Raw genomic sequence first — 21742 nt, 5'->3', positions numbered from 1 at the left:
TGGCAGGGATTGACCGGTGAGTGGCAGCAATCGGACGCCGGCCGCATCCGGCCCCGTGTCGGTGCCCGCATCTAACATCGAAAACATGTTCGACAAGGGCGTACTCGACGGGTTGTTCGAGCGACGCTGCCCGACGGTGACGCCACAGTCGGCGGCGCTGGTCGAACTGATCGCCGGGGCGGCGCGGCGGGAGAACCGTGAGGCGGCCGCCCGTCTGACCGCCGTCGGAGAGTTGTTCGCGCTGCGTCAGACCACCGGCGGCGCGGACGCGGACAAGTGGGCCGCCGACATCGCCGATGCGGTGGCCGCCGAAGTCGCTGCGGCCTTGAACATCGGGCACGTGGCCGCTTGCGATCAGGTCCGGCTGGCCCGCGCGCTGCGCGATCGGTTGCGGCAGGTGGCGGAAGTGTTCGCCGCTGGTGACATCGATATGGGTCTGGTGGAGCTCCTGGTCTATCGCACCGGGTTGATCACCGACCCCGGCATCCTGGCCCGCGTCGACGGCCAGTTGGCCGCCGCGGCGGCCCGGCTGACGACCATGACGCGGGGCAAGCTCGCGTCCTATGTCGACGGGGTCATCGCTCGGCTCGATCCCGATGCGGTGCGCCGCCGCAAGGATTCCGCGGAGAAGCGGGATGTGTGGATGACCGACCGCCTCGACGGTATGAGCGATATCGGCGGCAGCGTGTTCACCACCACTGCGCACGCCCTCGACCAACGCCTCGACGCACTGGCCGCCACCGTCTGCAGTGCGGACCCCCGCACCGCCAAACAGCGGCGCGCCGACGCGATCGACGCCCTCGTCGCCGGCGACGATCGGATGGCCTGCCGGTGCGGCACGCCCGACTGCCCGGCCGGTGGATTGACGGCCGCGCCGATCGTCCTGCATCTCATCGCCGACCCCGTCACCTCGAACACCGCGGGCGCGGGCTCGCTGATCGGGGCCGACGGATGGTTACCGCCCGAACTCATCGCGGAGGTGGCGCCGTCGGCCACGCACCGGCCGATCGCCCATCCGGTCGACGCGGGTCCCGAGCCCCGCTACACCCCCAGCACCGCGCTGGCCGAATTCGTGCGCTGCCGGGACATGACGTGCCGGTTCCCCGGTTGTGACCGTCCCGCCGCTCGCACCGATCTCGACCACACAATCCCGTTCGGATCGGGTGGGCCGACCCAGGCGTCCAACCTGAAGTGCCTGTGCCGGCTTCATCACCTGCTCAAGACTTTCGGCGGCTGGCGCGACCAACAACTGCGCGACGGCACCGTGATCTGGACCAGCCCGGCCGGCCCCACCTACGTCACCACCCCGGGTTCGGCGCTGCTGTTCCCGGCGCTGTGCACGCCCACCGCGCCGGCGGTGCGTCGTGAGAGTGCCGAAGGGACGCAAGGCAATCGGCTGGCCCGCATGCCAAGGCGCCGGCGCACCCGCGACCAGAACCGGGCCGCCGCCATCGCCGCCGAACGGGCGCACAACCGCGACGTCCGCGAAGCCCGCCGCCGGCGGGTTCACCCCTACTTCCAGCCGGCGCCGACACCCGCCGCCGGCGAAGAGCCACCGCCCTTTTAGACCTTGCCGCGCCACCGGCGTGACTGATTGACTGACGTGGCCATGGCCATCACGTTCAATCACACAATCGTCGCCGCCAGAGACCGACAGCAGTCGGCCGACTTCTTCACCGAACTGTTCGGGCTGCCCGCTGCCCGGGAGTTCGGCCCGTTCCTCGCCGTCGAACTCAACCACGGCGTCAGCCTCGACTACGCCCAGGTGTCCGCCGGCGAGGAGATCCGTCCGCAGCACTACGCATTCCTGGTGTCGGAGGACGAGTTCGACGCGATCTACGGCCGCATCCGCGACCGCAACCTGCAGCACTGGGCTGACCCGCGCGGCCAGCACCCCGGAGAGATCAACCACCACGACGGGGGTCGCGGCGTCTACTTCCAGGACCCGGCCGGCCACTACCTCGAGATCATCACCCGGCCCTACGGCTCGGGTGCATGATGCCGCTGCGCGTCATCCCGTGGGGCACCGGCGCGGTCGGCACCGAGATCCTCGCGACGATCCTCGACCACCGCCCTGATCTCGAGGTGGTCGGCGTCAGGGTGTACTCCGAGGCCAAGAACGGCACTGACGCCGGGACCCTGGTCGACCGCGCGCCGATCGGGGTCACGGCCACCACCGACACCCACGAAATCCTCGCCCTCGACGCGGATTGCGTGCTGTACACGCCGCGCATCGTCGACCTCGACGAGGTCTGCGCCATCCTCGCCAGCGGCAAGAACCTGGTCACCACCGCCTTCCTCTTCCACCCGGACCGCCAGCCCGCCGAGGTCCGGCGCCGCCTCGACGAGGCCTGCCGGGAGGGACGCAGCACCGTGCACGGCGGCGGGCTCAACCCCGGCAACCTGTCCGGGGTGCTGCCCCTCGCGCTGAGCGGGATGAGCCGCACCATCGACAAGATCACGCTGCAGGAGCGGGCGGACTGGTCGGTCTACGACAGCACGGCGATCACGTTCGACAACATGTCGTTCGGCCGGCCCGTCGACGAGATCAGCCCCACTGCAACGGATTTCCTCGCCTTCAACAGCGGCATCTTCAGCGAGGAGGTGTGGCTGCTGGCCGAAGCGTTGCACGCGGGTATCGACGAAGTGACCGCCTCGGTGGAAGCCGTTCCCGCACAACAGGACCACGAGATCTTCGATCACATCCTGCGCGCCGGCACCACGGCCGGTCAACGCTGGAACTGGGTGGGCCGGCGCCACGGCCAACCGCTCATCGAGATCGAGACGCTCTGGACGGTCGGCAACGAATACCCGTCGCACTGGCCGAGCCCACGGCACGGCTGGACACTGACCATCGAGGGTGACCCGTCGATGCAGGCGCACTTCATCGCGCTGGCCAGCTTCTCGCGCGCCGCCAGCATGGCCGAACACGTCAACGCCGCCAACATCGCCACCGGCATGCAGGTGCTCAACGCGGTGCCCGCGGTGTGCGCGGCCGAACCGGGCTTCGCGACCATGGCGACCCTGCCGCTGATCCGCAGCGCCGTCGGGTTCGGGAACTAACCGGCGCCTGCGGAATCGGTCGGTTCGGCGCCGTCACCATCGGCGGAATCCCGGGATTCCGGTTCGAGTGCGACGCTCCACGACCGGCGGTGCGGGGTTCGCGTCTGTTGCTGCTTGCCGGACGGCCGCAGCGCCACCACGTTGCCGATCGCGCGGCGCAGCCCCGGGGGACCTTCGACGCGCAGGAAGTCACCGATCCGCCCCGCGCGATAGCGCAGCGGGGAACCGAGTAGTTCACCCATCACCACGCCCGCCCCGATCGACAGCGCGGTGGCCGCGGCGGCCAGCGCCTGGGCGAACCCGGCGGCGATGTTCCCGTCGACGGCGAAGTAGAACACCGCCCGGAAGACCGCGAGACCCGGGAGCATCGGCGTGATGCCGGCCGTCGCGGTGACCAGCGCGGGCGCCTGTCTGCGGATCGAGATGAGCGTGGCGAGCAGACCGACGCCGACCGCCGCGGTGCCGGTGGCGACCACTCCGCCGACATCCGCCGAGCCGAGTCCGATCAGCACCAGTTCGGCGGTGCCCGCCGCGGCGCCCGCGGTGATCACCGAACGCAGCCGCGCGTAGCTGGCGATCGTCAGGCAGGCGCCGGCCAGTGCGGCGCCCGACACCGCCAGCAGGATCGACACCGGCCGGGTCGGCGTCACGAACGACTCGGTGGCGTCGACGTGCAACTCGATGTGGATGCCGGCCACCGCCGCGACCTGCAGTGCGGCCAGGATGCCGACGACGATGCCCGCCGTGAGGAACAGGACGTCACCGAGCCGGGCGACCGCGGTGACCATGTAGCCGGTCAGCGCGTCCTGCACCGACCCGACGAACGTCAGGCCCGCCAGAAGCATCACGATGCCGGTGGCGACCAGCGCGGTCGGTTCCTGCCCGGCGAACAGGTACGCCCCGACCGCGATCATCGTCGCGATGAACGCGCCTGCGGCCTGCTGGAAGAAGAACGGGGTGCCGAAGCGGTTGAGCACCCGGCCGACACGATCGATCAGCGCCGACGACACGGCTGCGAGGATCCAGGTCTGCCAGCTTCCGCCGAGCAGCATCGCGATGCCCAGGGCGAAACCGGCCCATCCCGCGGTAGCGACCCATCGGGGATACGGGTGGGGCCGTTCGGTCAGCACGTCCATCGCCTCGTGGGCCTCGTCGACCGACACCCCGCCAGAGGTGATCCGCCGCACCAACTCGTCGAGTTCGGCGAGCCGGGTGTAGTCGGTCGAACGCGCAATCACCGCCCGGACGATGGTGACCGGCGGACTGTCGGCCGTCGGCAGCGCCGACACGAAGATCGTGGTGACGAAGACGTCGACGACGCAGTCGGTGAGCTGGTAGGCCTGCGCCACGTCCTGGGCGGTCGCGACGACGTCGGCGGTGCCCGAACCGGACGACAGCATCACCTCGGCCAGTCGCACGGTCAGGTCGAGGACCTTGCGGGTGTGCCGGTCGCTCATCTGTCCCGACACGCGTCTGCGCTGCCCGGCGCCGGACGCCGGATCCCGTCGCCCCGGCAGCGCGAGGTTCATGGCGCGCCTGCGGCGAGCTGTGCCGTCTGCTCGATCAGGGTTCAATTCGACTCCACGCGGTTGCGGTGCCCGCGCTTGTGCTCCTGATCGAGGTAGTCGCCGGCCATCGCGGTCACGTGCTCGGGCAGCGCGCCCGCGGCGACGTCGGCGAGGCTGGTCTGTTCGAGCACCGAACGCATGCTGGCCCGCAACGCGCGCCACACGTCGGTCAGCGCCGCGGTGGGACCGGAGTACGGCAGGTCGCCGAGGCCGATGTCGCGCACGCTGGCCAGCGGGCCGTCAATGCAGCGCAGCACGTCGGCGATGCTGATGTCGGCGGCCGGTCGGGCCAGTTCGTAGCCGCCGTCGCGACCGCGCTGACTGCGCACCAGCCGGTCGGTGCGTAGATCGGAGAGGATGTCGACGAGGAACTGCGGCGGGATGCCCTGCGCTTTCGCCAGGTCGTCGGTTTTGACCAGCACACCGTCGTCGACCGTGGCCAGTTGCACCATGGCCCGGACGGCGTACTCCGCCTTGGCCGACATCCGCATGGTGGCCAGGCTAGTCGGGCGACGATCAAGCGGCGACGGAGGAGCCGCGCTGAGGAGCCCGACCATCAGGCCTAGTCGGGGATGTCCTGTGAGCTGGGGACCACCACCGCGAACAGATCCGCCATCGCGGCCAGGCTCGCCGCCTGCATCGCTGCGGCGGGCACGGTGTCGTCGCCGCCCACGCCCGGCAGGGCGCGGGTCGCCGTCGCCGCCCCGACGACCGTCGGGGCGTAGCCGAGGTTGAACGCGCCGCGCGCCGTCGAGTTCACGCACATGTGCGTCATGAACCCGGCCAGCACCAGATTCGAAGCGCCGACGGCCTTGAGCCGCTCGTCGAGGTCGGTCTGCACGAACGAGTTCGGGTACTGCTTGACCACGACGGGCTCACCGTCGCGCGGTGCGACGACCGGCACGATCGCGCCCGTCTCCCCCTCGATGTCGTACAGGGAATCCGGTCCGTCCGAATGCTGGATGTGGATGACCGGGATGCCCGCGGTACGCGCCCGGTCGAGCAGCGCGGCGGTCTCCTCCAGAGCGGCCTCGACGCCTTCGAGTTCCATCACACCGCGGGTGTAGGTGTTCTGGCAGTCGATGAGTATCAGCGTCGATTGTGAGAGGTTGACGGGCTGCTGGGGCAGGTCGGCCAGCATGCGCAGGGTGGGGTTCGGCACATCGCCGAGCCTACTCAGCGGGTGACGGCCAGCACCGCCTCGGCCAGTTCCGGACGGCACACCACCAGATCGGGCAGCTTGGGGTCCTCGGCGTTGTAGACCAGCGGCGAGCCGTCGATCCGTGAGGTGTGCAGTCCGGCGGCGCGCGCGACGGCCACCGGCGCGGCCGAGTCCCACTCGTACTGGCCGCCGGCGTGCACGTACACATCCGACAGGCCCTGCATGATCGACGCGACTTTCGCGCCCGCGGAGCCCATTTCGACCAGCGTGCCGCCGAGCGCGTCGCGCACCGCGAGCGCGATCGCGGGCGGCCGGGTGCGCGACACCACGATCCGCGGCGGACCGTCGAGAGGAGCGGGGGTCGCGACGTCGGGCGTGGCGAGCGTCGTGTTCTGCGCGGGCAGCGCGACGGCCCCGGCCACCAGTTCACCGGACTGCCACAGCGCCACGTGCACCGCCCAGTCCTCGCGGTCGAGTTCGGAGAACTCGCGGGTGCCGTCGAGCGGGTCGACGATCCACACACGCTGCGACCGCAGCCGCACCGGATCGTCGGCGCCTTCCTCGGAGAGGACCGCGTCACCGGGACGCTGCTCGCCGAGTTCGGCCATCAGGAAGTCGTGAGACCGCTTGTCACCGGCCGCTTTCCGCTCTTCGACGGTCGCGTCGGCGAACTCCGCCCGCACGTCGAGCAGCAGATCGCCGGCCCGCGTGGCCAGGCGGGCGGCAAGTTCGTGATCGTTCACCGGCTGCCGTCCAGCATGTCGATGACCTGCTGGGCCAGGTCGTCGACGTCACGGTCGGGCGTCAGCCGCAGATCGGGGTTCTTCGGCCGCTGGTACGGGCTGTCGATCCCGGTGAAGTGGGTGATCTCCCCGGCGCGCGCCTTGGCGTACAGCCCCTTCGGGTCCCGCCGCTCGCAGTCGGCCAGCGGGGTGTCGCAGAACACCTCGAAGAAGTCGTAGCCCTGGTCGACGTGGACGGCGCGGGCCAGTTCCCGGTGCTCGACGAGCGGACTGATCGCCGGCACCAGTACGGTCAGGCCGGAATCGGCCATCAGCGTCGCGATGTGGGCGAGTCGCCGCAGGTTCTCCGCCCGGTCGGCCATCGAGAACCCGAGGTCGGCGTTGAGCCCGTGCCGCAGGTTGTCGCCGTCGAGAACGTATGCGGGACAACCCCGTTCGAGCAGTTTCTGCTCCACCCGCATCGCCACCGACGATTTTCCGGATCCCGACAAGCCGGTGAACCACACGGTGCGGCCCCTCGACAGCCGGTCCTTCGCGCTGACCAGCGACTGGTGGCGCACGGTGTTCGGGGTGGCGGTGCGGTTCGCGACCGGCGTGGTGTCGCGGACCATGCCCGCGGCCACGGTGCCGTTGGTGTCGGGATCGATCAGGATGAACGACCCGGTCGCGGCGTTGCGGGAGTACTCGTCGAGCAGCAGCGGCTGCTGCGTGCGCAGCGTGACCCGTCCCAGTTCGTTGAGCTTCAGCGCGGTCGCCGACTTGTCGCGGTGCAGCGTGTTGACGTCGAGGCGGTAGTCCAGCGCCGCGACACGCACTCGGGTCACCCGGGTGGTGTGTTTGATCAGGTACTCGCGGCCGGGTTCGAGCGCCGACGCGTCGGCCATCCAGCAGACCGTCGCGTCGAATTCGTTCGACACGTGGGGCTGGTTGTTCACCCGGGCGATCACGTCGCCGCGGGAGATGTCGATGTCGTCGGCCAGGCTGACCGACACCGCCATCGGCGGAAACGCCTCGACCACCGGACCGGTCGGCGAGTCGATCGCGGTGATGCTGCTGGTCTTACCGCTGGGCAGCACGACGACCTCGTCGCCCACACGCATCACCCCGCTGGCCACGGTGCCGGCGTAGCTGCGGTGGTCGGCGTGGTCGCGGGTCTGCGGGCGGATCACGTACTGCACCGGGAACCGCACGTCGGTCAGGTTGCGGTCACCGGCGATGTAGACCTCTTCGAGGTGGCTCAGCAGCGCGGGCCCGTCGTACCAGGGGCTCTTGTCGGACTTGGTGACGACGTTGTCGCCGAGCAGTGCCGACATCGGGATCGTGGTGACGTCGTGGATGTCGAGGCGCGCGGCGAAGGCGTGGAACTCGTCGCGGATGTCGTTGAACTTCTCCTGATTCCAGTCGATCAGGTCCATCTTGTTGACCGCGAGCACGATGTGCTGCACGCCGAGCAGCGAGGCCAGGAAGGCATGCCTGCGGGACTGTTCGAGCAGCCCGTGCCGGGCGTCGACGAGGACGATCGCCAGCTGCGCCGTCGACGTGCCGGTCACCATGTTGCGGGTGTACTGGATGTGGCCCGGGGTGTCGGCGATGATGAATTTCCGCTTGGCGGTGGCGAAGTAGCGGTAGGCCACGTCGATCGTGATGCCCTGCTCCCGCTCGGAGCGCAGCCCGTCGGTGACCAGCGCGAGGTCGGTGTAGTCGTTCCCGCGCTCCTTGGAGGTGCGCTCGACGGCGGCGAGCTGGTCCTCCATGACGGCCTTGCTGTCGTAGAGCAGCCGGCCGATCAGCGTCGACTTACCGTCGTCGACCGAACCCGCGGTCGCGATGCGAAGCAGCGTTGTCATGTCAGAAATACCCCTCGCGCTTGCGGTCTTCCATCCCGGCTTCAGAGATGCGGTCGTCGGCGCGGGTCGCGCCGCGTTCGGTCAGCCGCGACACCGCGGTCTCGGCGATGATGTCCTCGACCGTCGACGCCGTGGATTCCACGCACCCGGTGCAGGTGACGTCCCCGACCGTGCGGAACCGCACGCTGGTCTCGAAGACCTCTTCGCCCTCGCGGGGCGCCATGTACGGGTGGACGGCCAGCAGCATCCCGTCGCGCTGGAACACCGGACGGGTGTGGGCGTAGTAGATCGCGGGCAGCGTGATGCCTTCGGCGCCGATGTAGGCCCAGATGTCGTACTCGGTCCAATTCGACAGCGGAAAGACCCGGATGTGCTCACCCTTGCGGTGGCGGCCGTTGTAGAGGTTCCACAGTTCGGGGCGCTGGGCCTTCGGATCCCACTGGCCGAATTCGTCGCGGAAGCTGAACACCCGCTCCTTGGCGCGGGCCTTCTCTTCGTCGCGACGCGCACCGCCGAAGGCCGCGTCGAACTTGTTCTCGCGGATCGCGCGCAGCAGCGTGACGGTCTGCAGCGGGTTGCGCGACGGGCCGTTGTCGACCACGCGGCCCGCGTCGATGTCCTCCTGCACCGAGGCGACGACCAGGCGCACGCCGTTCTCGGCGACCAGGCGGTCACGGGTTTCGATCACCTCGTCGAAGTTGTGTCCTGTGTCGACGTGCATCACCGGGAACGGCAGGCGCGCCGGGGCGAAGGCTTTGATCGCCAGGTGGAGCATGACGATCGAGTCCTTGCCGCCGGAGAACAGCAGCACCGGCCGCTCGAACTCGGCGGCGACCTCGCGGATGATGTGGATGGCCTCGGCCTCCAGCGAGCGCAGATGGCTCAGCTCGTACTGGCCCGGCTCCGGCGCGGCTACCTGAGCGGCTGTCATCGCATTCCTCGTTAAGTTGGTTGAACTTGCCAGATTTACTCGGTTGACCGGAAATTACCGGCCCGGCCGGGTGGGTGTCAAGGGAACGCCGACTGTGTACCCAGGGCGGCTGCGGGGACACTACGGTCTGGCGGCCCGGCCCAGCCGGTACACCCCGGCCGTCGCCGAAACGAGCGCCTGGCTGCGGCGCCCTGGTGGCACGGGTCAGAGCGTGACTTCGGTGAGCCTGCCGGTCGCGACGTCGAATACGAAGCCGCGCAGCGATTCGTGCTTGGTGACGAAGGGGCTGGCCTCGATGCGCCGGATGGACTGGCGCACGTCCTCTTCGAGATCGCCGAAGGCCTCGGCCGCCCACTCGGGTTTGATGCCGGTCTCGTCCTGGATCGACTTCTTGAAGTCGTCGTCGGTGAATGTCAGCATGCCGCAGTCGGTGTGGTGGATGAGGATGATGTCCTTCGTCCCCAGCAGGCGCTGGCTGATCGCCAGCGAGCGGATCTCGTCATCGGTGACCACCCCGCCGGCGTTGCGGATCACGTGCGCCTCACCGTCGGCGAGCCCGAGGATCCGGTAGACGTCGAGCCGGGCGTCCATGCACGCCACGACCGCGACGTGCTTACTCGGCGGCAACGGCAGCGGACCGCTGAAGGTCTTCGCGTACTCCGCGTTGTTCTTCAGGTACTCGTCCGTGACCGACATGGCGTGACGATAACAATCTCCGCCCGGTATGACACCCCCCAGAATCAGCCGGATTGCAGGTCGTAGACGGTGGTTCCACCGACCTGCATCGGGGTGAAGTTCTGCTGCACCCAGGCGGTGATCTCCGCCGCGGTGCCGCCGCGCCCGAATCCGGGCGGACCGCCCCTGTCACTGCCGATGAAGTAGCGGACCTCACCGTCGGCGACGTAGCGCTGGAACTGGGCGAGCGTCGGGGAGTCGTCCCCGCCGGTGAAGCCACCGATCGCCATGATCGACGCCCCGGTCTGCAACTGCAGACCCGCCGCACCCATCGAGCCGATACTGGCTGCGGCCCACCGGCTGTCCGCCCCGCGGACCAGGTCCTGTACCGCCGAGTTGTCCATCGCGCCGCCGGGTCCGCCGGGCCGCCTCCCGCCGGGTGGCATACCGCCGAAGCCGTCACCCCGCGCCGGACCTGACATGGTGCCCGGACCGCTCGCCGGATGCGCGACGTTGTACACCGCGAATGCGGTGGGCGCCGCCAGACCGGCCAGCGCCGCGGCGATGACCACGGCCGCGGCGACCCGCCGCATCCGGTGCACGCCGACCGCGAGCACCAGCGCGACCACCATCCCGAGGATCAGCACGGCCCAGCGCAGCCACGGCACCCAGTCGGGTGTGCGGTTCAGCAGGACGAACGCCCAGACGCCGGTCACCGCCATCATCACGGCCAGCACCAACCGGGGCGCCAAGTGTCTTCTGCCGCGCCATGATTCGGCGGCGGCGATGCCGACCAGCGCGGCCACCGCGGGAGCCAAGGCCACCGTGTAGTAGGGGTGGATGGTGCCGTCCATGAAGCTGAAGACGGCGCCGGTCACCACCAGCCAGCCACCCCACAGCAGCAGGCTCGCGCGGACGGAGTCGGTGCGTGCGGCGCGCCGGGTGAACCAGACGCCCGCGGCAAGACCGATCAGCGCGGCGGGCAGCAACCAGGACGCCTCGACGCCCATCGAGTGCCCGAACAGCCGGCCGATGCCCGGCTCACCGCCGAAGAACAGGTTCGCGCCACGCCCGGCAGCGCCACCCGGCCCACCGCCGGGGGGACCGTCGCCGCCCGGCGCGCCGCCACCGGCGATGCGCTGAATCCCGTTGTAGCCCAGCGCCAGCTGCAGCAGACTGTTGTCGGTCGACCCGCCGATGTACGGCCGCGACGAGGCGGGCCACAGCTCGACCAGCGCGAGGAACCAGCCGGCTGACACGATCATCGACACCGCACCGACGGCCAGCTTGCCGATCCGCTGCCCCAGTCCCACCGGCGCGGCCACGAGGAACGCCAGCGCCAGGCCTGGCATCACCAGGAACGCCTGCAGCATCTTGGTGAGGAACGCGAACCCCAGGGCGCAGCCCACGAGGACCATCCAGCGGGTGCCGGCGGTCTCGATCGCCCGCACCATCGCGTAGGCAGCGACGAGCAGCAGCAGCACCAGCAGCGCGTCGGGGTTGTTGAAGCGGAACATCAGCGCCGCGACCGGGGTCGCGGCCAGCACCGCACCGGCGATCAGCCCTGCGGCCGGACCGCTGACCCGTCGCGCCGCGGCGAACAGCACCCCCACCGATGCCACGCCCATCAGCGCCTGCGGCAGCAGCATCGTGAACGCGCTGAAACCGAACAGCCTGGCGGACAACACCATCAACCACAGCGATGCCGGCGGCTTGTCCACGGTGATGGAGTTGCCGGGGTCGAGGGATCCGAACAGCCACGCCGTCCAGTTCTGGGTGCCGGCCTGCACCGCCGCCGCGTAGTACTCGTTGGCCCAGCCCGAAGAGCCCAGCCCCCACAGGTAGAGCACGGCGGTGGCGGCCAGCAGTGCCAGCAGTGCGGGGCGTTCCCAGCGCACGCGGCGCTGCGCCGCGGCGGGCGCCGTCGAAGGGGGCGCGTCAGCGGTCACGGTCATGTGCGATTCCTCTTCAGTCGGTGGAAGGTCAGCGGGTGCGCCGGGGATGGAAGACCCAGCCGCGTAGCAGGACGAACCGCATCACGGTCGCGGCGAGGTTGGCGGCCACCAGCACGCCGAGTTCGACGAACCGGTGCGGTTCGGCGGTGACGGAGTGCAGCGCGGCCAGCGACCCGCTGGTGACGCCCAGCGCGATCGCGAACACGATGAGGCCTTCGAGGTGATGGCGGCCGACGCCCTGGCGCCCGGTCACCCCGAAGGTGAAGCGGCGGTTGGCCGCGGTGTTGCCGATCGCCGTCACCCCCAGCGCGATCAGGTTCGCGGCCTGCGCGCCCAGCCAGCCGCGGGTCAGCACGAACAGCAGCAGGTACGCGAGCGTGGAGACCACGCCGACCGCCCCGAACCGCACGGCGTGGCGCAGCAGCGACCGCGAGGCGGCAGGCGGCCGCGGTGGGTCGAACTGCGCGGCCAGCACCTGCACGGGGATCGAACCGTTGGTGAAGCCGCGCAACAGCCGGCCGATGCCCTTGAGGTCGGCTTTCGCGGTGGCGACGATGTCGACGCGACTGTCCGGGTCGTCCACCCAGTCCACCGGCACCTCGTGGATGCGCAGTCCGCTGCGCTCGGCGAGCACCAGCAGTTCGGTGTCGAAGAACCATCCGGTGTCCGATACGTACGGCAGCAGCCGGTGGGCGACGTCGGCGCGGATCGCCTTGAACCCACATTGGGCATCCGAGAAGCGCGCCGACAGCGTCGATTTCAGGATGAGGTTGTAGCACCGCGAGATGAACTCGCGTTTGGCCCCGCGCACGACGCGCGCACCGCGACTCAGCCGGGTGCCGATCGCGAGGTCGGAGTGCCCGGATATCAGCGAGGCGACCAGCGGTGCGAGGGCGGCCAGATCGGTGGACAGGTCAACGTCCATGTAGGCCAGCACCGGGGCGTCGGATTCGGACCACACCGCGTGCAGGGCGCGGCCGCGGCCCTTCTCCTCCAGTCGAACGAACCGCACGTCGGGCAGGTCGGCGGCCAGTTGCGCGGCGATCTCCGGGGTGGCGTCGACGCTGGCGTTGTCGGCGATGGTGATGCGCGCAGGGAACGGGAAGTGGTCGCGCAGGTGACGGTGCAGGCGGTGCACCGACGCGGCCAGCGCGGCCTGCTCGTTGTACACGGGGACGACGACGTCGAGCACCGGTACGCCTGCGGCGCGGGCGTATTCCACGACATCGGGGCGGGAGGCGAAGGTGCTCCGGCCCGCGCGGTCAGCGTCGAGTTCCACGGCGGTGTCTGTCATGGCGACCATGGTCGTCGGGCTGCGTATGCCCTCGATGGGGTGAACCTGTGGGCCCGCTATGAGTCACGAGGCGGCGCCGTGGGTGAGGTCGTAGACGGCGACGCCGCCGACGAGTCGCGACTCGAAGTGCTCCTGCACCCAGTCGGCGATGTCCGCCGCGGCACGGCTGCCGCTCTGCGCGGCGCGGTCTCCGAAGCCCAGCGCCGACCGGCCGCCGATGAAGTAGTGCACGTCACCGTCGGCGACGTAGCGCTGGAACTGTTCGAGCGTCGGTGACGGGTCGGTGCCGTTGAAGCCGCCCAGCGCCAACACCGCTGCGCCGCTTGCCAATTGGTAGCCCGCCGCGTTGTTGGACCCGACCACCGCTGCGGCCCAGCGGTAGTCGTGCGCATCGCGGGCCAGCGTGGCGGTGAGCTCGGCGTCCGGCTCCGGTGAGTTCAACAGTCCGGGCGGTCCGCCGCTGAAGCCGCCGGCCGGGCCGACCGAGGGAATCGCGCCGGTGTGCGGGTTCGCCGCGGTGACCACCGAGTAGGCGGCGGGTGACGCGAGAGACACGATGACGGCCACGGCGGCCACCGTCCGGGCGACGCCGTCGGGCAGCCGGCGCACCACCAGCAGCAGCACGGCGACTCCCACTCCCCCGACCGCGACCGCGGCCCTCAGCCACGGCATCCACTCGACGTGACGCGACAGCAGCACCGCGGCCAGTACGGTGGTGACGAGCACCGCGCCGGCCAGCGCGACGGCGCACCACGGGTGAAACCGATTCCGCCACAACAGGTGTGCGCCGATACCGATCACGGCGGCGATCGCGGGCGCGAGCGCCACCGTGTAGTACGAGTGCACGATGCCGTTGGCGAAGCTGAACACCACAGCCGTCACGACCAGCCAGCCGCCCCAGTTGAGCAGGGCGGCGCGGGTGACGTCGGTGCGGGGTGCCCGCCGGGTCAGCACCAGACCGGCGCCGAGGCAGATCAGCGCGGCGGGCAGCAGCCAGGCGATGTCGAGGCCCATGCCGAAACCGAACAGCCGCCCCGCCCCGACGTCGTGGTTCAGGTTGCCCAATCCACCCGTCTCGTTACCGGTGAGCCTGCCAAAACCGTTGTAGCCCAATGCGAGTTCGACGATGCTGTCGCGCTGCGAGCCACCGATGTACGGGCGGTCACCCGGCGGCCACACCTCGGCCAGCAACAGGTACCAGCCGCCCGCCACCACCATCGCCGCCGCGGCGCCGACCAGCGCGAGCAGGCGGCGGCCGACCGGGCGGCCGCCGGCGACGAGGTACGCCACGGCGAATCCCGGCAACACCAGCAGGGCCTGCAGCATCTTGGCCAGGAAGCCGAACCCGACCGCCACCCCCGCCGCCATCAGCCACCAGCGGCCGGCGTCGCGCTCACAGGCGCGTGTCACGCAGTAGCCCGCGACGACCAGTAGCAACACCAGTAGTGCGTCGGGGTTGTTGAAGCGGAACATCAATGCGGCCACCGGTGTGGCGGCGAGAACGGCACCGGCCAGCAGCGCGGCGCCCGGACCGCTGACCCGTCGCACCGCCGCGTACAGCACCGCGACGGCCGCCACCCCCATCAGCGCCTGCGGCACCAGGATGCTCCACGAATTCAGCCCGAACAGCCGCACCGACAAGTCCATCACCCACAGGGCGGCCGGGGTCTTGTCGACGGTGATCGCGTTGGCGGGATCGCTGGAGCCGAACAGCATGGCGGTCCAGTTCTGCGCACCGGCCTGCACAGCGGCGGAGTAGAACGCGTTGGCCCATCCGCTGGCGGAAAGGTTCCACAGGTAGAGCACCGCGGTCGCCGCGAGCAGCGCGCCGAACGCCACCTGGCGCGAGCAGACAGAGAACCGCCCATTCGCGGCGGTGATCGCGCGATTTTGCGTCTGCTCGGCAGGAAGAACCAGGGTCACCCGGCCATGCTTCCCGCCGAGACTAGGCCCCGGATTGGTCCGGCCTGTGCGTCGGCTGTGCGCCGCCCGGCAGCGTCACCACGAATTCGGTGCGCCCCGGCGCGCTGTCCACGGCGATGGTCCCGTCGTGGGCCTTGACCACCGCGGCGACGATCGCCAGGCCCAGCCCGGTGCTGCCGCCGCGGCGCGAGCGCGACGAGTCACCGCGGGCGAACCGCTCGAAGATCTCCGGCTGCAAGGAGGCCGGGATCCCGGGGCCGTCGTCGGTCACCGTCAGCACGGCGCCGCCGTCGGCTCCGACCGCCAGCGACGTGGTCACCGACGTGCCGGGCGGGGTGTGCACCCGCGCGTTGGCCAGCAGGTTGCCGAGCACCTGGTGCAGCCGGGCCTCGTCACCCTCGACCACGACCGGCTCCTCGGGCAGATCCAGGGACCAGACGTGTCCGGGGCCTGCGGCGTGCGCGTCGCTGACCGCGTCGACGACCAGCCGCGACAGGTCGACCGGTTCGCGTTCCAGGGGCCGCCCGTCATCAAGGCGAGCGAGCAGCAGCATGTCCTCGACGAGCTGCGTCATCCGCCCGGTCTCGGATTCCACCCGGTTCATTGCGTGGGCGACGTCGTCGGGCAGCTCGTCGGAGCGGCGCTGCGCCAGCTCGGTGTATCCGCGGATGGCGGCCAGCGGTGTGCGCAGTTCGTGGCTGGCGTCGGCGACGAACTGGCGGACCCGGGTCTCGCTGGCGTGCCGCGCCGAGAGCGCCCCGGCGATCCGGTCGAGCATCCTGTTCAGCGCCGTCCCGAGCTGGCCGACCTCGGTGTGCGCACCGGCGGGGTCGACCCTGACGATCGGCGTGGGCAGCCGCACCTCACCTCGGTCGAGTTCGAGATCGGCCACCTCACGGGCGGTCGCCGAGACCCGCGACAGCGGGGCCAGCTGCCTGCGAATGATCCACACCCCCGCCGCGGTGGCGCCGATCAGCGCGATGGCTCCGACCACGCAGAAGATGACGAGCACCGTGAGCAGGGTGTCGTCGACGTCGGAGGTCGGCAGGCCGGTGACGATCACCTCGGCGGGACCGCGGGCGGGCAGCGCGACCACCCGGTACCGGCCCAGGCCGTCGAGGGTGACCGTGCGCGGGACCTCGTCGGCCGGCACGGCGGCCAGCTGCTCGGCGGCAGCGCCGCTGACCTCGACGCGGGCGCCGTCGGCGGTGATGACCCCGGCGTCGACCGGGGCGCCGTGGGAGATCACGGCACCGACGGTGCGAGCGGCCTGACCCGGCGCGTTGAGGAAGTCGGGCCCCGGGCCGTCGCCGTTGCGGATGAGCACCCGGTGCGGGAAGCCCGGCGGCGGAGGGAACCGGGGCACCGGCATCATCATCGGCGGGCCCGGCGGTGGCGGCCCGAACGCGAACAGGCCGGCCGACCGGCGCCCGGTCTCGGCGAGCTGGGTGTCGAGCTGGTTGACCAGGAACCTCTTCAGCGCGAGTTCGGTGCCGACACCGACCGCGGCGCACACCAACGCGAGCAGCACGATCTGGGTGGCCAGCAGACGGCCCCGCAGCGACCAGGTACGCGGTGAACGCAGCCGCGAACGGCCGACCGGCTCAGCGGGCGGCGGGTTTGAGGACATAGCCCGCGCCGCGCAGCGTGTGGATCATCGGCTCGCGTCCGCTGTCGATCTTCTTGCGCAAATACGACACATACAGTTCGACGATGTTGGAGCGCCCGCCGAAGTCGTAACTCCACACGCGGTCGAGGATCTGCGCCTTGCTCAGCACCCGCTTGGCGTTGCGCATCATGAACCGCAGTAGCTCGAACTCCGTCGCGGTCAGCGTGATCTGGTCGCCGCCGCGGGTGACCTCGTGGCTGTCCTCGTCGAGGACCAGGTCGCCGACGACGATCTTCGCGCCGCCGGTCTCGGTGACCCCGGTGCGCCGCAGCAGCGCGCGCAGGCGGAGCACCACCTCTTCGAGGGAGAACGGTTTGGTCACGTAGTCGTCGCCGCCCGCGGTCAGCCCCGCGATGCGGTCCTCGACCGAGTCCTTGGCGGTCAGCAGCAGCAGCGGCAGGCCGGGAATCTGCTCGCGCAGCTTGGCCAGCACGTCGAGCCCGCTCATGTCGGGCAGCATGACGTCGAGGACCACCACGTCGGGCGGGCTCTCGCGGGCCAGCGCGATCGCGGTGGCGCCGTCGCCCGCCGTCGAGATGTCCCAGCCCTCGTAGCGCAGCGCCATCGAGACGAGCTCGGCGAGCACCGGTTCGTCGTCGACGACGAGCACGCGCACGGGGTTGCCGTCGGCGCGGCGCATGACCGAACGTTCGGTGTCGGTCTGGTTCGCGCTCATGAGTTCATTATTCGCGCCGCGATTTGGCCGGCCTGTGCGTCGTCTATGTGCGCGCTGTGAAGCCCAGGGCCGCCGATTCACACGGGGCGCACAGCCGGCACCCACACTGGTCCCGCACAGTGGGGCCATGAGCGACGTGTGGGGTTCACCAGGCGAGGGGCGCTGGAGCCTGCGCGAGACCGCGGCGGCGATCGCGGCCGCCGCCGTCATCGCCGCGCTGGGCGGCGGGGTGATCTATGCGGCCACCGATCACGGCGCCACCGGGCCCGGGTCTCACCAGTTCGGCCCGCCGCCCGGCGGGTTCGGCGGGCCGGGCGCGCCGCCCCCACCGCAGCCCTGAGCCAGCGAGGGTGCAGCAGTCTCTCTACCCTCTAGACCCATGCAGCCCTGCACCGGCAGCCGCCGATGACGCGGTTCCTCGCGCGCCGGCTGCTCAACTACGTCGTGCTGTTGGCGCTCGCGTCTTTTCTGACCTTCTCGCTCACCTCGCTGACGTTCGCGCCGCTCGACAGCCTGCTCGAGCGCAACCCCCGGCCACCGCAGGCCGTCATCGACGCCAAAGCCGCCGAACTCGACCTCGACAAGCCGATCCCACTGCGGTACGCGCACTGGCTGGGTGACGCCGTGCGCGGCGACTTCGGTACCACGGTCGCCGGCCAGCCGGTGTCCGAGGAGCTGTGGCGGCGCATCGGTGTGAGCCTGCGCCTGCTGGTCATCGGATCGGTGCTCGGCACGGTCATCGGCGTGGTGGTCGGCGCGTGGGGCGCGGTCCGGCAGTACCGGATGTCGGACCGGGTGGTCACCACGTTGTCGCTGCTGGTGCTCTCGACACCGACCTTCGTCATCGCCAACCTGCTGATCCTCGGTGCGCTGAACGCCAACTCGTGGCTCGGCGTGCAGCTGTTCCAGTACACCGGTGAAACCTCGCCGGACGCCGTCGGCGGACCGCTCGCCCAGTTCGCCGACCGGCTGCAGCACCTGGTCCTGCCGACGGTCACGCTCGCACTGTCCGCGGCCGCCGGATTCAGCCGCTACCAGCGCAACGCGATGCTCGACGTGCTCGGTCAGGACTTCATCCGCACGGCCCGCGCCAAGGGGCTGACCCGGCGCCGGGCGCTGTTCAGACACGGGCTGCGCACCGCGCTGATCCCGATGGCCACACTGTTCGCCTACGGGGTCAGCGGGCTGGTGACCGGATCGGTGTTCGTCGAGAAGATCTTCGGCTGGCACGGCATGGGTGAGTGGGTGGTGCAGGGCATCGCGACGCAGGACACCAACATCATCGCGGCGATCACGGTGTTCTCCGGCACGATGATCCTGCTGGCCGGCCTGCTGTCCGATGTGATCTATGCGGCGCTGGACCCGAGAGTGCGGGTGTCGCGGTGATGAGCGCTTGCGCGAAGAACAGAAGGCCGTGATGAGCGCTTGCGCGAAGAACAGAAGGCCGTGATGAGCGCTTGCGCGAAGAACAGAAGGCCGTGATGACCGAAGCGAGTACCGCAGCCCGCTCGGGGCTGGACACCGCGCGGTTCGCGTCGCGCCGCACCCTGGTGCTGCGCCGGTTCCTGCGCAACCGGCCCGCGGTCGGCGCCCTGCTGCTGCTGGTGCTGATGTTCGTCGGCTGCTATCTGCTGCCGCCGCTGCTGCCCTACAGCTACACCGATCTCGACTACTACGCGCTGCAGCAGCCGCCGACCACCGACCACTGGTTCGGCACCAACGCGCTGGGCCAGGACGTGTTCGCCCAGACGCTGCGCGGAATGCAGAAGTCGATGCTCATCGGCGTCGCGGTGGCGTTCATCTCGACGATCATCGCGGCCACGGTCGGCGCCATCGCCGGGTACTTCGGCGGGTGGCGGGACCGCGCGCTGATGTGGCTGGTCGACCTGCTGCTGGTGGTCCCGAGCTTCATCCTGATCGCGATCGTCACGCCACGCACGCGCGACTCCGGCACCATCATGTGGCTGATCCTGCTGCTGGCGGCGTTCAGCTGGATGATCAGCTCGCGCATCGTGCGCGGGCTGACGATGAGCCTGCGCGACCGCGAATTCGTCGTCGCCGCCCGCTACATGGGGGTGCCGCACTGGCGGATCATCGTGCGGCACATCCTGCCCAACGTCGCCTCGATCCTCATCATCGACACCGCACTCAACGTCGGGCTGGCGGTGCTCGCCGAAACCGGGCTCAGCTTCCTGGGATTCGGGGTGCAGCGGCCCGACGTCTCGCTCGGCACGCTGATCGCCGACGGCACCGGTTCGGTCACCACGTTCCCCTGGGTGTTCCTGTTCCCGGCCGGCGTGCTGGTGCTGATCGTGTTGTGCGCCAACCTCGTCGGCGACGGCTTGCGTGACGCGCTCGACCCCGGCGCCCGGCCGTCCAGGAGAGGCAGGAAGACGTGAGCCTGCTGGAGGTGTCCGGGCTGACCGTGACGTTCGCGACCGACACCGAACGGGTGGCCGCGGTGCGCGGGCTGAACTACCACGTCGACGCCGGCGAGGTGGTGGCACTGGTCGGCGAATCGGGGGCGGGAAAGTCGGCCGGGGCGATGGCCGTCGCCGGGCTGTTGCCCGAGCACGCCGAGGTGTCCGGCTCGGTGCGGCTGCACGGCACCGAACTGCTCGGCCTGTCGGATGCGGAGATGTCGCGGATCCGCGGCCGCCGGATCGGCACGGTGTTCCAGGACCCGATGTCGGCGCTGACGCCGGTGTACACCGTGGGCGACCAGATCGCCGAGGCGCTGCGCGTGCACAACCGCGGTCTCGACAGGCGGGCTGCGCGCACCCGCGCGGTCGAACTGCTGGAACTCGTCGGCATCGCCCAGCCGGACCGCCGTGCGCGGGCGTTCCCGCACGAACTGTCCGGGGGTGAGCGGCAGCGGGTGGTGATCGCGATCGCGATCGCCAACGATCCCGATCTGCTGATCTGCGACGAACCGACCACCGCGCTCGACGTCACCGTGCAGGCGCAGATCCTCGACGTGCTGCGGACCGCGCGCGACGTCACCGGGGCGGGCGTGCTGATCATCACCCACGACCTCGGCGTGGTCGCGGAGTTCGCCGACCGCGCGCTGGTCATGTACGCCGGCCGGGCCGTCGAGATCGCCGCGGTGTCCGAGCTGTACAACGCGCGCCGCATGCCCTACACCGTCGGGCTGCTCGGTTCGGTGCCGCGCCTGGACGCACCGCAGGGTGCACGACTGGTGCCCATCCCCGGGACGCCGCCATCGCTGGCGGACCTGCCGCCGGGCTGCCCGTTCGCCCCGCGCTGCCCGTTGGCCATCGACGAGTGCCGCGCCGCCGAACCGGAGCTGCTCGAGGTGGCGCCCGCCCACCGGGCGGCGTGCATCCGCACCGAACACGTCGCGGGGCGCAGCGCCGCCGAGGTGTACGGCGTGTCCACCGCGCCTTCCACGACGCCGCCCGCGGCCGACGACCCCGTGGTGCTGCGGGTCAGCGACCTGGTGAAGACCTACACCCTGACCAAGGGCACGGTGTTCCGCCGCAAGATCGGCGAGGTCCGCGCCGTCGACGGCATCAGCTTCGAACTGCGGCAGGGCCGCACGCTGGGGATCGTCGGCGAATCCGGCTCGGGCAAGTCGACGACGCTGCACCAGATCCTCGAACTCGCACCGCCCGAGGGCGGTTCCGTCGAAGTGCTCGGGGCCGACGTGGCCGCACTCGGCGCGCCGCAGCGGCGCGCGCTGCGCGGCGATCTGCAGGTGGTGTTCCAGGATCCGGTCGCCTCTCTCGACCCGCGTCTGCCGGTGTTCGATGTTCTCTCAGAACCGTTGCAGGCCAACAATTTCGCCAAGGACCGCATCGACGACCGGGTGGCCGAGCTGCTCGGGATCGTCGGGCTGCGCCGCGAGGACGCCAGCCGCTACCCGGCCGAGTTCTCGGGCGGTCAGAAACAGCGCATCGGCATCGCCCGGGCGCTGGCGACGCAGCCGAAGATCCTCGCCCTCGACGAACCCGTCTCCGCGCTGGACGTGTCGATCCAGGCCGGCATCATCAACCTGCTGCTGGACCTGCAGGAGCGGTTCGGGCTGTCGTATCTGTTCGTCTCGCACGACCTGTCGGTGGTCCGGCACCTGGCCCACCGGGTGGCGGTGATGCACAAGGGGTCGATCGTCGAACAGGGCGACGGCGACCGGGTCTTCACCGCTCCCCGGCACGAGTACACGCGACGTCTCCTGGCGGCGGTGCCGCAACCGAGCGTCCCGCAACGTTAGAGTCC

The 21742-nt window shown here is 70.4% G+C and carries 19 protein-coding genes; 7 read left to right on the top strand and 12 right to left on the bottom strand.

Annotated features, from left to right (window positions below):
• Positions 1 to 85: 85 nt before the first annotated feature.
• Genes G6N30_RS01850 through G6N30_RS01840 form a run of 3 tightly spaced genes read left to right on the top strand, consistent with a single transcriptional unit; the run spans position 86 to position 3063 of the window.
• Positions 86 to 1567 carry an HNH endonuclease signature motif containing protein gene (locus G6N30_RS01850; protein WP_134060834.1) on the top strand — a complete coding sequence of 494 codons (1482 nt, stop codon included), beginning with the start codon at positions 86 to 88 and terminating at the stop codon, positions 1565 to 1567.
• A gap of 42 nt (positions 1568 to 1609) precedes the next feature.
• Entirely contained in the window at positions 1610 to 1999 is a 390-nt protein-coding gene (locus G6N30_RS01845) for a VOC family protein (protein WP_134060877.1), read from the top strand.
• A complete protein-coding gene (locus tag G6N30_RS01840; RefSeq protein WP_134060833.1) occupies positions 1996 to 3063 on the top strand; it encodes an NAD(P)H-dependent amine dehydrogenase family protein in 1068 nt (355 codons plus the stop codon). Before G6N30_RS01845 ends, G6N30_RS01840 begins: the two co-directional genes overlap by 4 nt.
• Here G6N30_RS01840 and G6N30_RS01835 read toward each other — a convergent pair.
• The 12 genes from G6N30_RS01835 to G6N30_RS01780 all read right to left on the bottom strand — a co-directional run bounded on the left by G6N30_RS01835 (position 3060) and on the right by G6N30_RS01780 (position 17470).
• Positions 3060 to 4637: a threonine/serine exporter family protein gene (locus tag G6N30_RS01835; protein WP_179965537.1), complete on the bottom strand. Its 1578-nt coding sequence runs from the start codon at positions 4635 to 4637 to the stop codon at positions 3060 to 3062. The two genes, G6N30_RS01840 and G6N30_RS01835, sit on opposite strands and share 4 nt — an antisense overlap.
• Positions 4634 to 5122: an Rrf2 family transcriptional regulator gene (locus G6N30_RS01830; RefSeq protein ID WP_134060831.1), complete on the bottom strand. Its 489-nt coding sequence runs from the start codon at positions 5120 to 5122 to the stop codon at positions 4634 to 4636. Before G6N30_RS01830 ends, G6N30_RS01835 begins: the two co-directional genes overlap by 4 nt.
• Positions 5123 to 5193: 71 nt before the next feature.
• Complete coding sequence (locus tag G6N30_RS01825; protein WP_134060830.1) at positions 5194 to 5793, bottom strand: cysteine hydrolase family protein; 600 nt, start codon at positions 5791 to 5793, stop codon at positions 5194 to 5196.
• Between the two features lie 14 nt (positions 5794 to 5807).
• Positions 5808 to 6536: a 3'(2'),5'-bisphosphate nucleotidase CysQ gene (locus G6N30_RS01820; RefSeq protein WP_134060829.1), complete on the bottom strand. Its 729-nt coding sequence runs from the start codon at positions 6534 to 6536 to the stop codon at positions 5808 to 5810.
• The gene (gene cysN / locus G6N30_RS01815) at positions 6533 to 8383 is read right to left on the bottom strand and encodes a sulfate adenylyltransferase subunit CysN (protein ID WP_179965536.1); all 1851 of its coding nucleotides are present in this window, start codon (positions 8381 to 8383) and stop codon (positions 6533 to 6535) included. Before cysN ends, G6N30_RS01820 begins: the two co-directional genes overlap by 4 nt.
• A gap of 1 nt (position 8384) precedes the next feature.
• Positions 8385 to 9314 carry a sulfate adenylyltransferase subunit CysD gene (gene cysD / locus G6N30_RS01810; RefSeq protein ID WP_134060827.1) on the bottom strand — a complete coding sequence of 310 codons (930 nt, stop codon included), beginning with the start codon at positions 9312 to 9314 and terminating at the stop codon, positions 8385 to 8387.
• Positions 9315 to 9518: 204 nt separating this feature from the next.
• Entirely contained in the window at positions 9519 to 10010 is a 492-nt protein-coding gene (locus G6N30_RS01805) for a beta-class carbonic anhydrase (protein ID WP_134060826.1), read from the bottom strand.
• 44 nt (positions 10011 to 10054) lie between these two features.
• Positions 10055 to 11944 carry an ArnT family glycosyltransferase gene (locus G6N30_RS01800; protein WP_134060825.1) on the bottom strand — a complete coding sequence of 630 codons (1890 nt, stop codon included), beginning with the start codon at positions 11942 to 11944 and terminating at the stop codon, positions 10055 to 10057.
• A 28-nt stretch (positions 11945 to 11972) separates the two neighbouring features.
• Positions 11973 to 13247 (bottom strand): bifunctional glycosyltransferase family 2/GtrA family protein, encoded by a 1275-nt coding sequence (locus tag G6N30_RS01795; RefSeq protein WP_163687330.1) that lies wholly within the window; start codon positions 13245 to 13247, stop codon positions 11973 to 11975.
• A 54-nt stretch (positions 13248 to 13301) separates the two neighbouring features.
• Positions 13302 to 15161: a glycosyltransferase family 39 protein gene (locus G6N30_RS01790; protein WP_134060823.1), complete on the bottom strand. Its 1860-nt coding sequence runs from the start codon at positions 15159 to 15161 to the stop codon at positions 13302 to 13304.
• 22 nt (positions 15162 to 15183) lie between these two features.
• Positions 15184 to 16791, bottom strand: a complete 1608-nt coding sequence (locus G6N30_RS01785; RefSeq protein WP_134060822.1) for a sensor histidine kinase — start codon at positions 16789 to 16791, stop codon at positions 15184 to 15186.
• Positions 16766 to 17470 (bottom strand): response regulator transcription factor, encoded by a 705-nt coding sequence (locus G6N30_RS01780; protein WP_134060876.1) that lies wholly within the window; start codon positions 17468 to 17470, stop codon positions 16766 to 16768. The genes G6N30_RS01785 and G6N30_RS01780 overlap by 26 nt, the downstream gene beginning before the upstream one ends.
• Positions 17471 to 17633: 163 nt before the next feature.
• On the opposite strand from G6N30_RS01780, the gene G6N30_RS01775 reads away from it, so the two are divergent.
• The 4 genes from G6N30_RS01775 (at position 17634) to G6N30_RS01760 (ending at position 21737) form a co-directional block, all read left to right on the top strand.
• The gene (locus tag G6N30_RS01775) at positions 17634 to 17846 is read left to right on the top strand and encodes a hypothetical protein (protein ID WP_134060821.1); all 213 of its coding nucleotides are present in this window, start codon (positions 17634 to 17636) and stop codon (positions 17844 to 17846) included.
• A 65-nt stretch (positions 17847 to 17911) separates the two neighbouring features.
• Entirely contained in the window at positions 17912 to 18892 is a 981-nt protein-coding gene (locus tag G6N30_RS01770) for an oligopeptide ABC transporter permease OppB (RefSeq protein WP_134060820.1), read from the top strand.
• Between the two features lie 95 nt (positions 18893 to 18987).
• The gene (locus G6N30_RS01765; RefSeq protein ID WP_134060819.1) at positions 18988 to 19905 is read left to right on the top strand and encodes an oligopeptide ABC transporter permease OppC; all 918 of its coding nucleotides are present in this window, start codon (positions 18988 to 18990) and stop codon (positions 19903 to 19905) included.
• Positions 19902 to 21737 carry an oligopeptide ABC transporter ATP-binding protein OppD gene (locus tag G6N30_RS01760; protein ID WP_134060818.1) on the top strand — a complete coding sequence of 612 codons (1836 nt, stop codon included), beginning with the start codon at positions 19902 to 19904 and terminating at the stop codon, positions 21735 to 21737. Before G6N30_RS01765 ends, G6N30_RS01760 begins: the two co-directional genes overlap by 4 nt.
• The last annotated feature ends 5 nt before the right edge of the window (positions 21738 to 21742 follow it).

The sequence above is a fragment of the Mycolicibacterium litorale genome (assembly GCF_010731695.1).
Taxonomy (GTDB): domain Bacteria; phylum Actinomycetota; class Actinomycetes; order Mycobacteriales; family Mycobacteriaceae; genus Mycobacterium; species Mycobacterium litorale.
Note: the sequence above shows the minus strand (reverse complement) of the source record. Positions and strands in the feature narration are given on the sequence as shown.

What these genes read in the sequence shown, in the direction of transcription:
- G6N30_RS01765 (WP_134060819.1), top strand. Translation starts at nt 18,988, where the DNA reads ATGACCGAAGCGAGTACCGCAGCCCGCTCGGGGCTGGACACCGCGCGG.
- G6N30_RS01795 (WP_163687330.1), bottom strand. Translation starts at nt 13,247, where the DNA reads ATGGTCGCCATGACAGACACCGCCGTGGAACTCGACGCTGACCGCGCG.
- G6N30_RS01780 (WP_134060876.1), bottom strand. Translation starts at nt 17,470, where the DNA reads ATGCGCCGCGCCGACGGCAACCCCGTGCGCGTGCTCGTCGTCGACGAC.
- cysN (WP_179965536.1), bottom strand. Translation starts at nt 8,383, where the DNA reads ATGACAACGCTGCTTCGCATCGCGACCGCGGGTTCGGTCGACGACGGT.
- G6N30_RS01850 (WP_134060834.1), top strand. Translation starts at nt 86, where the DNA reads ATGTTCGACAAGGGCGTACTCGACGGGTTGTTCGAGCGACGCTGCCCG.
- G6N30_RS01805 (WP_134060826.1), bottom strand. Translation starts at nt 10,010, where the DNA reads ATGTCGGTCACGGACGAGTACCTGAAGAACAACGCGGAGTACGCGAAG.
- G6N30_RS01775 (WP_134060821.1), top strand. Translation starts at nt 17,634, where the DNA reads ATGAGCGACGTGTGGGGTTCACCAGGCGAGGGGCGCTGGAGCCTGCGC.
- G6N30_RS01770 (WP_134060820.1), top strand. Translation starts at nt 17,912, where the DNA reads ATGACGCGGTTCCTCGCGCGCCGGCTGCTCAACTACGTCGTGCTGTTG.
- G6N30_RS01830 (WP_134060831.1), bottom strand. Translation starts at nt 5,122, where the DNA reads ATGCGGATGTCGGCCAAGGCGGAGTACGCCGTCCGGGCCATGGTGCAA.
- G6N30_RS01800 (WP_134060825.1), bottom strand. Translation starts at nt 11,944, where the DNA reads ATGACCGTGACCGCTGACGCGCCCCCTTCGACGGCGCCCGCCGCGGCG.
- G6N30_RS01845 (WP_134060877.1), top strand. Translation starts at nt 1,610, where the DNA reads ATGGCCATCACGTTCAATCACACAATCGTCGCCGCCAGAGACCGACAG.
- G6N30_RS01785 (WP_134060822.1), bottom strand. Translation starts at nt 16,791, where the DNA reads ATGTCCTCAAACCCGCCGCCCGCTGAGCCGGTCGGCCGTTCGCGGCTG.
- G6N30_RS01840 (WP_134060833.1), top strand. Translation starts at nt 1,996, where the DNA reads ATGATGCCGCTGCGCGTCATCCCGTGGGGCACCGGCGCGGTCGGCACC.
- cysD (WP_134060827.1), bottom strand. Translation starts at nt 9,314, where the DNA reads ATGACAGCCGCTCAGGTAGCCGCGCCGGAGCCGGGCCAGTACGAGCTG.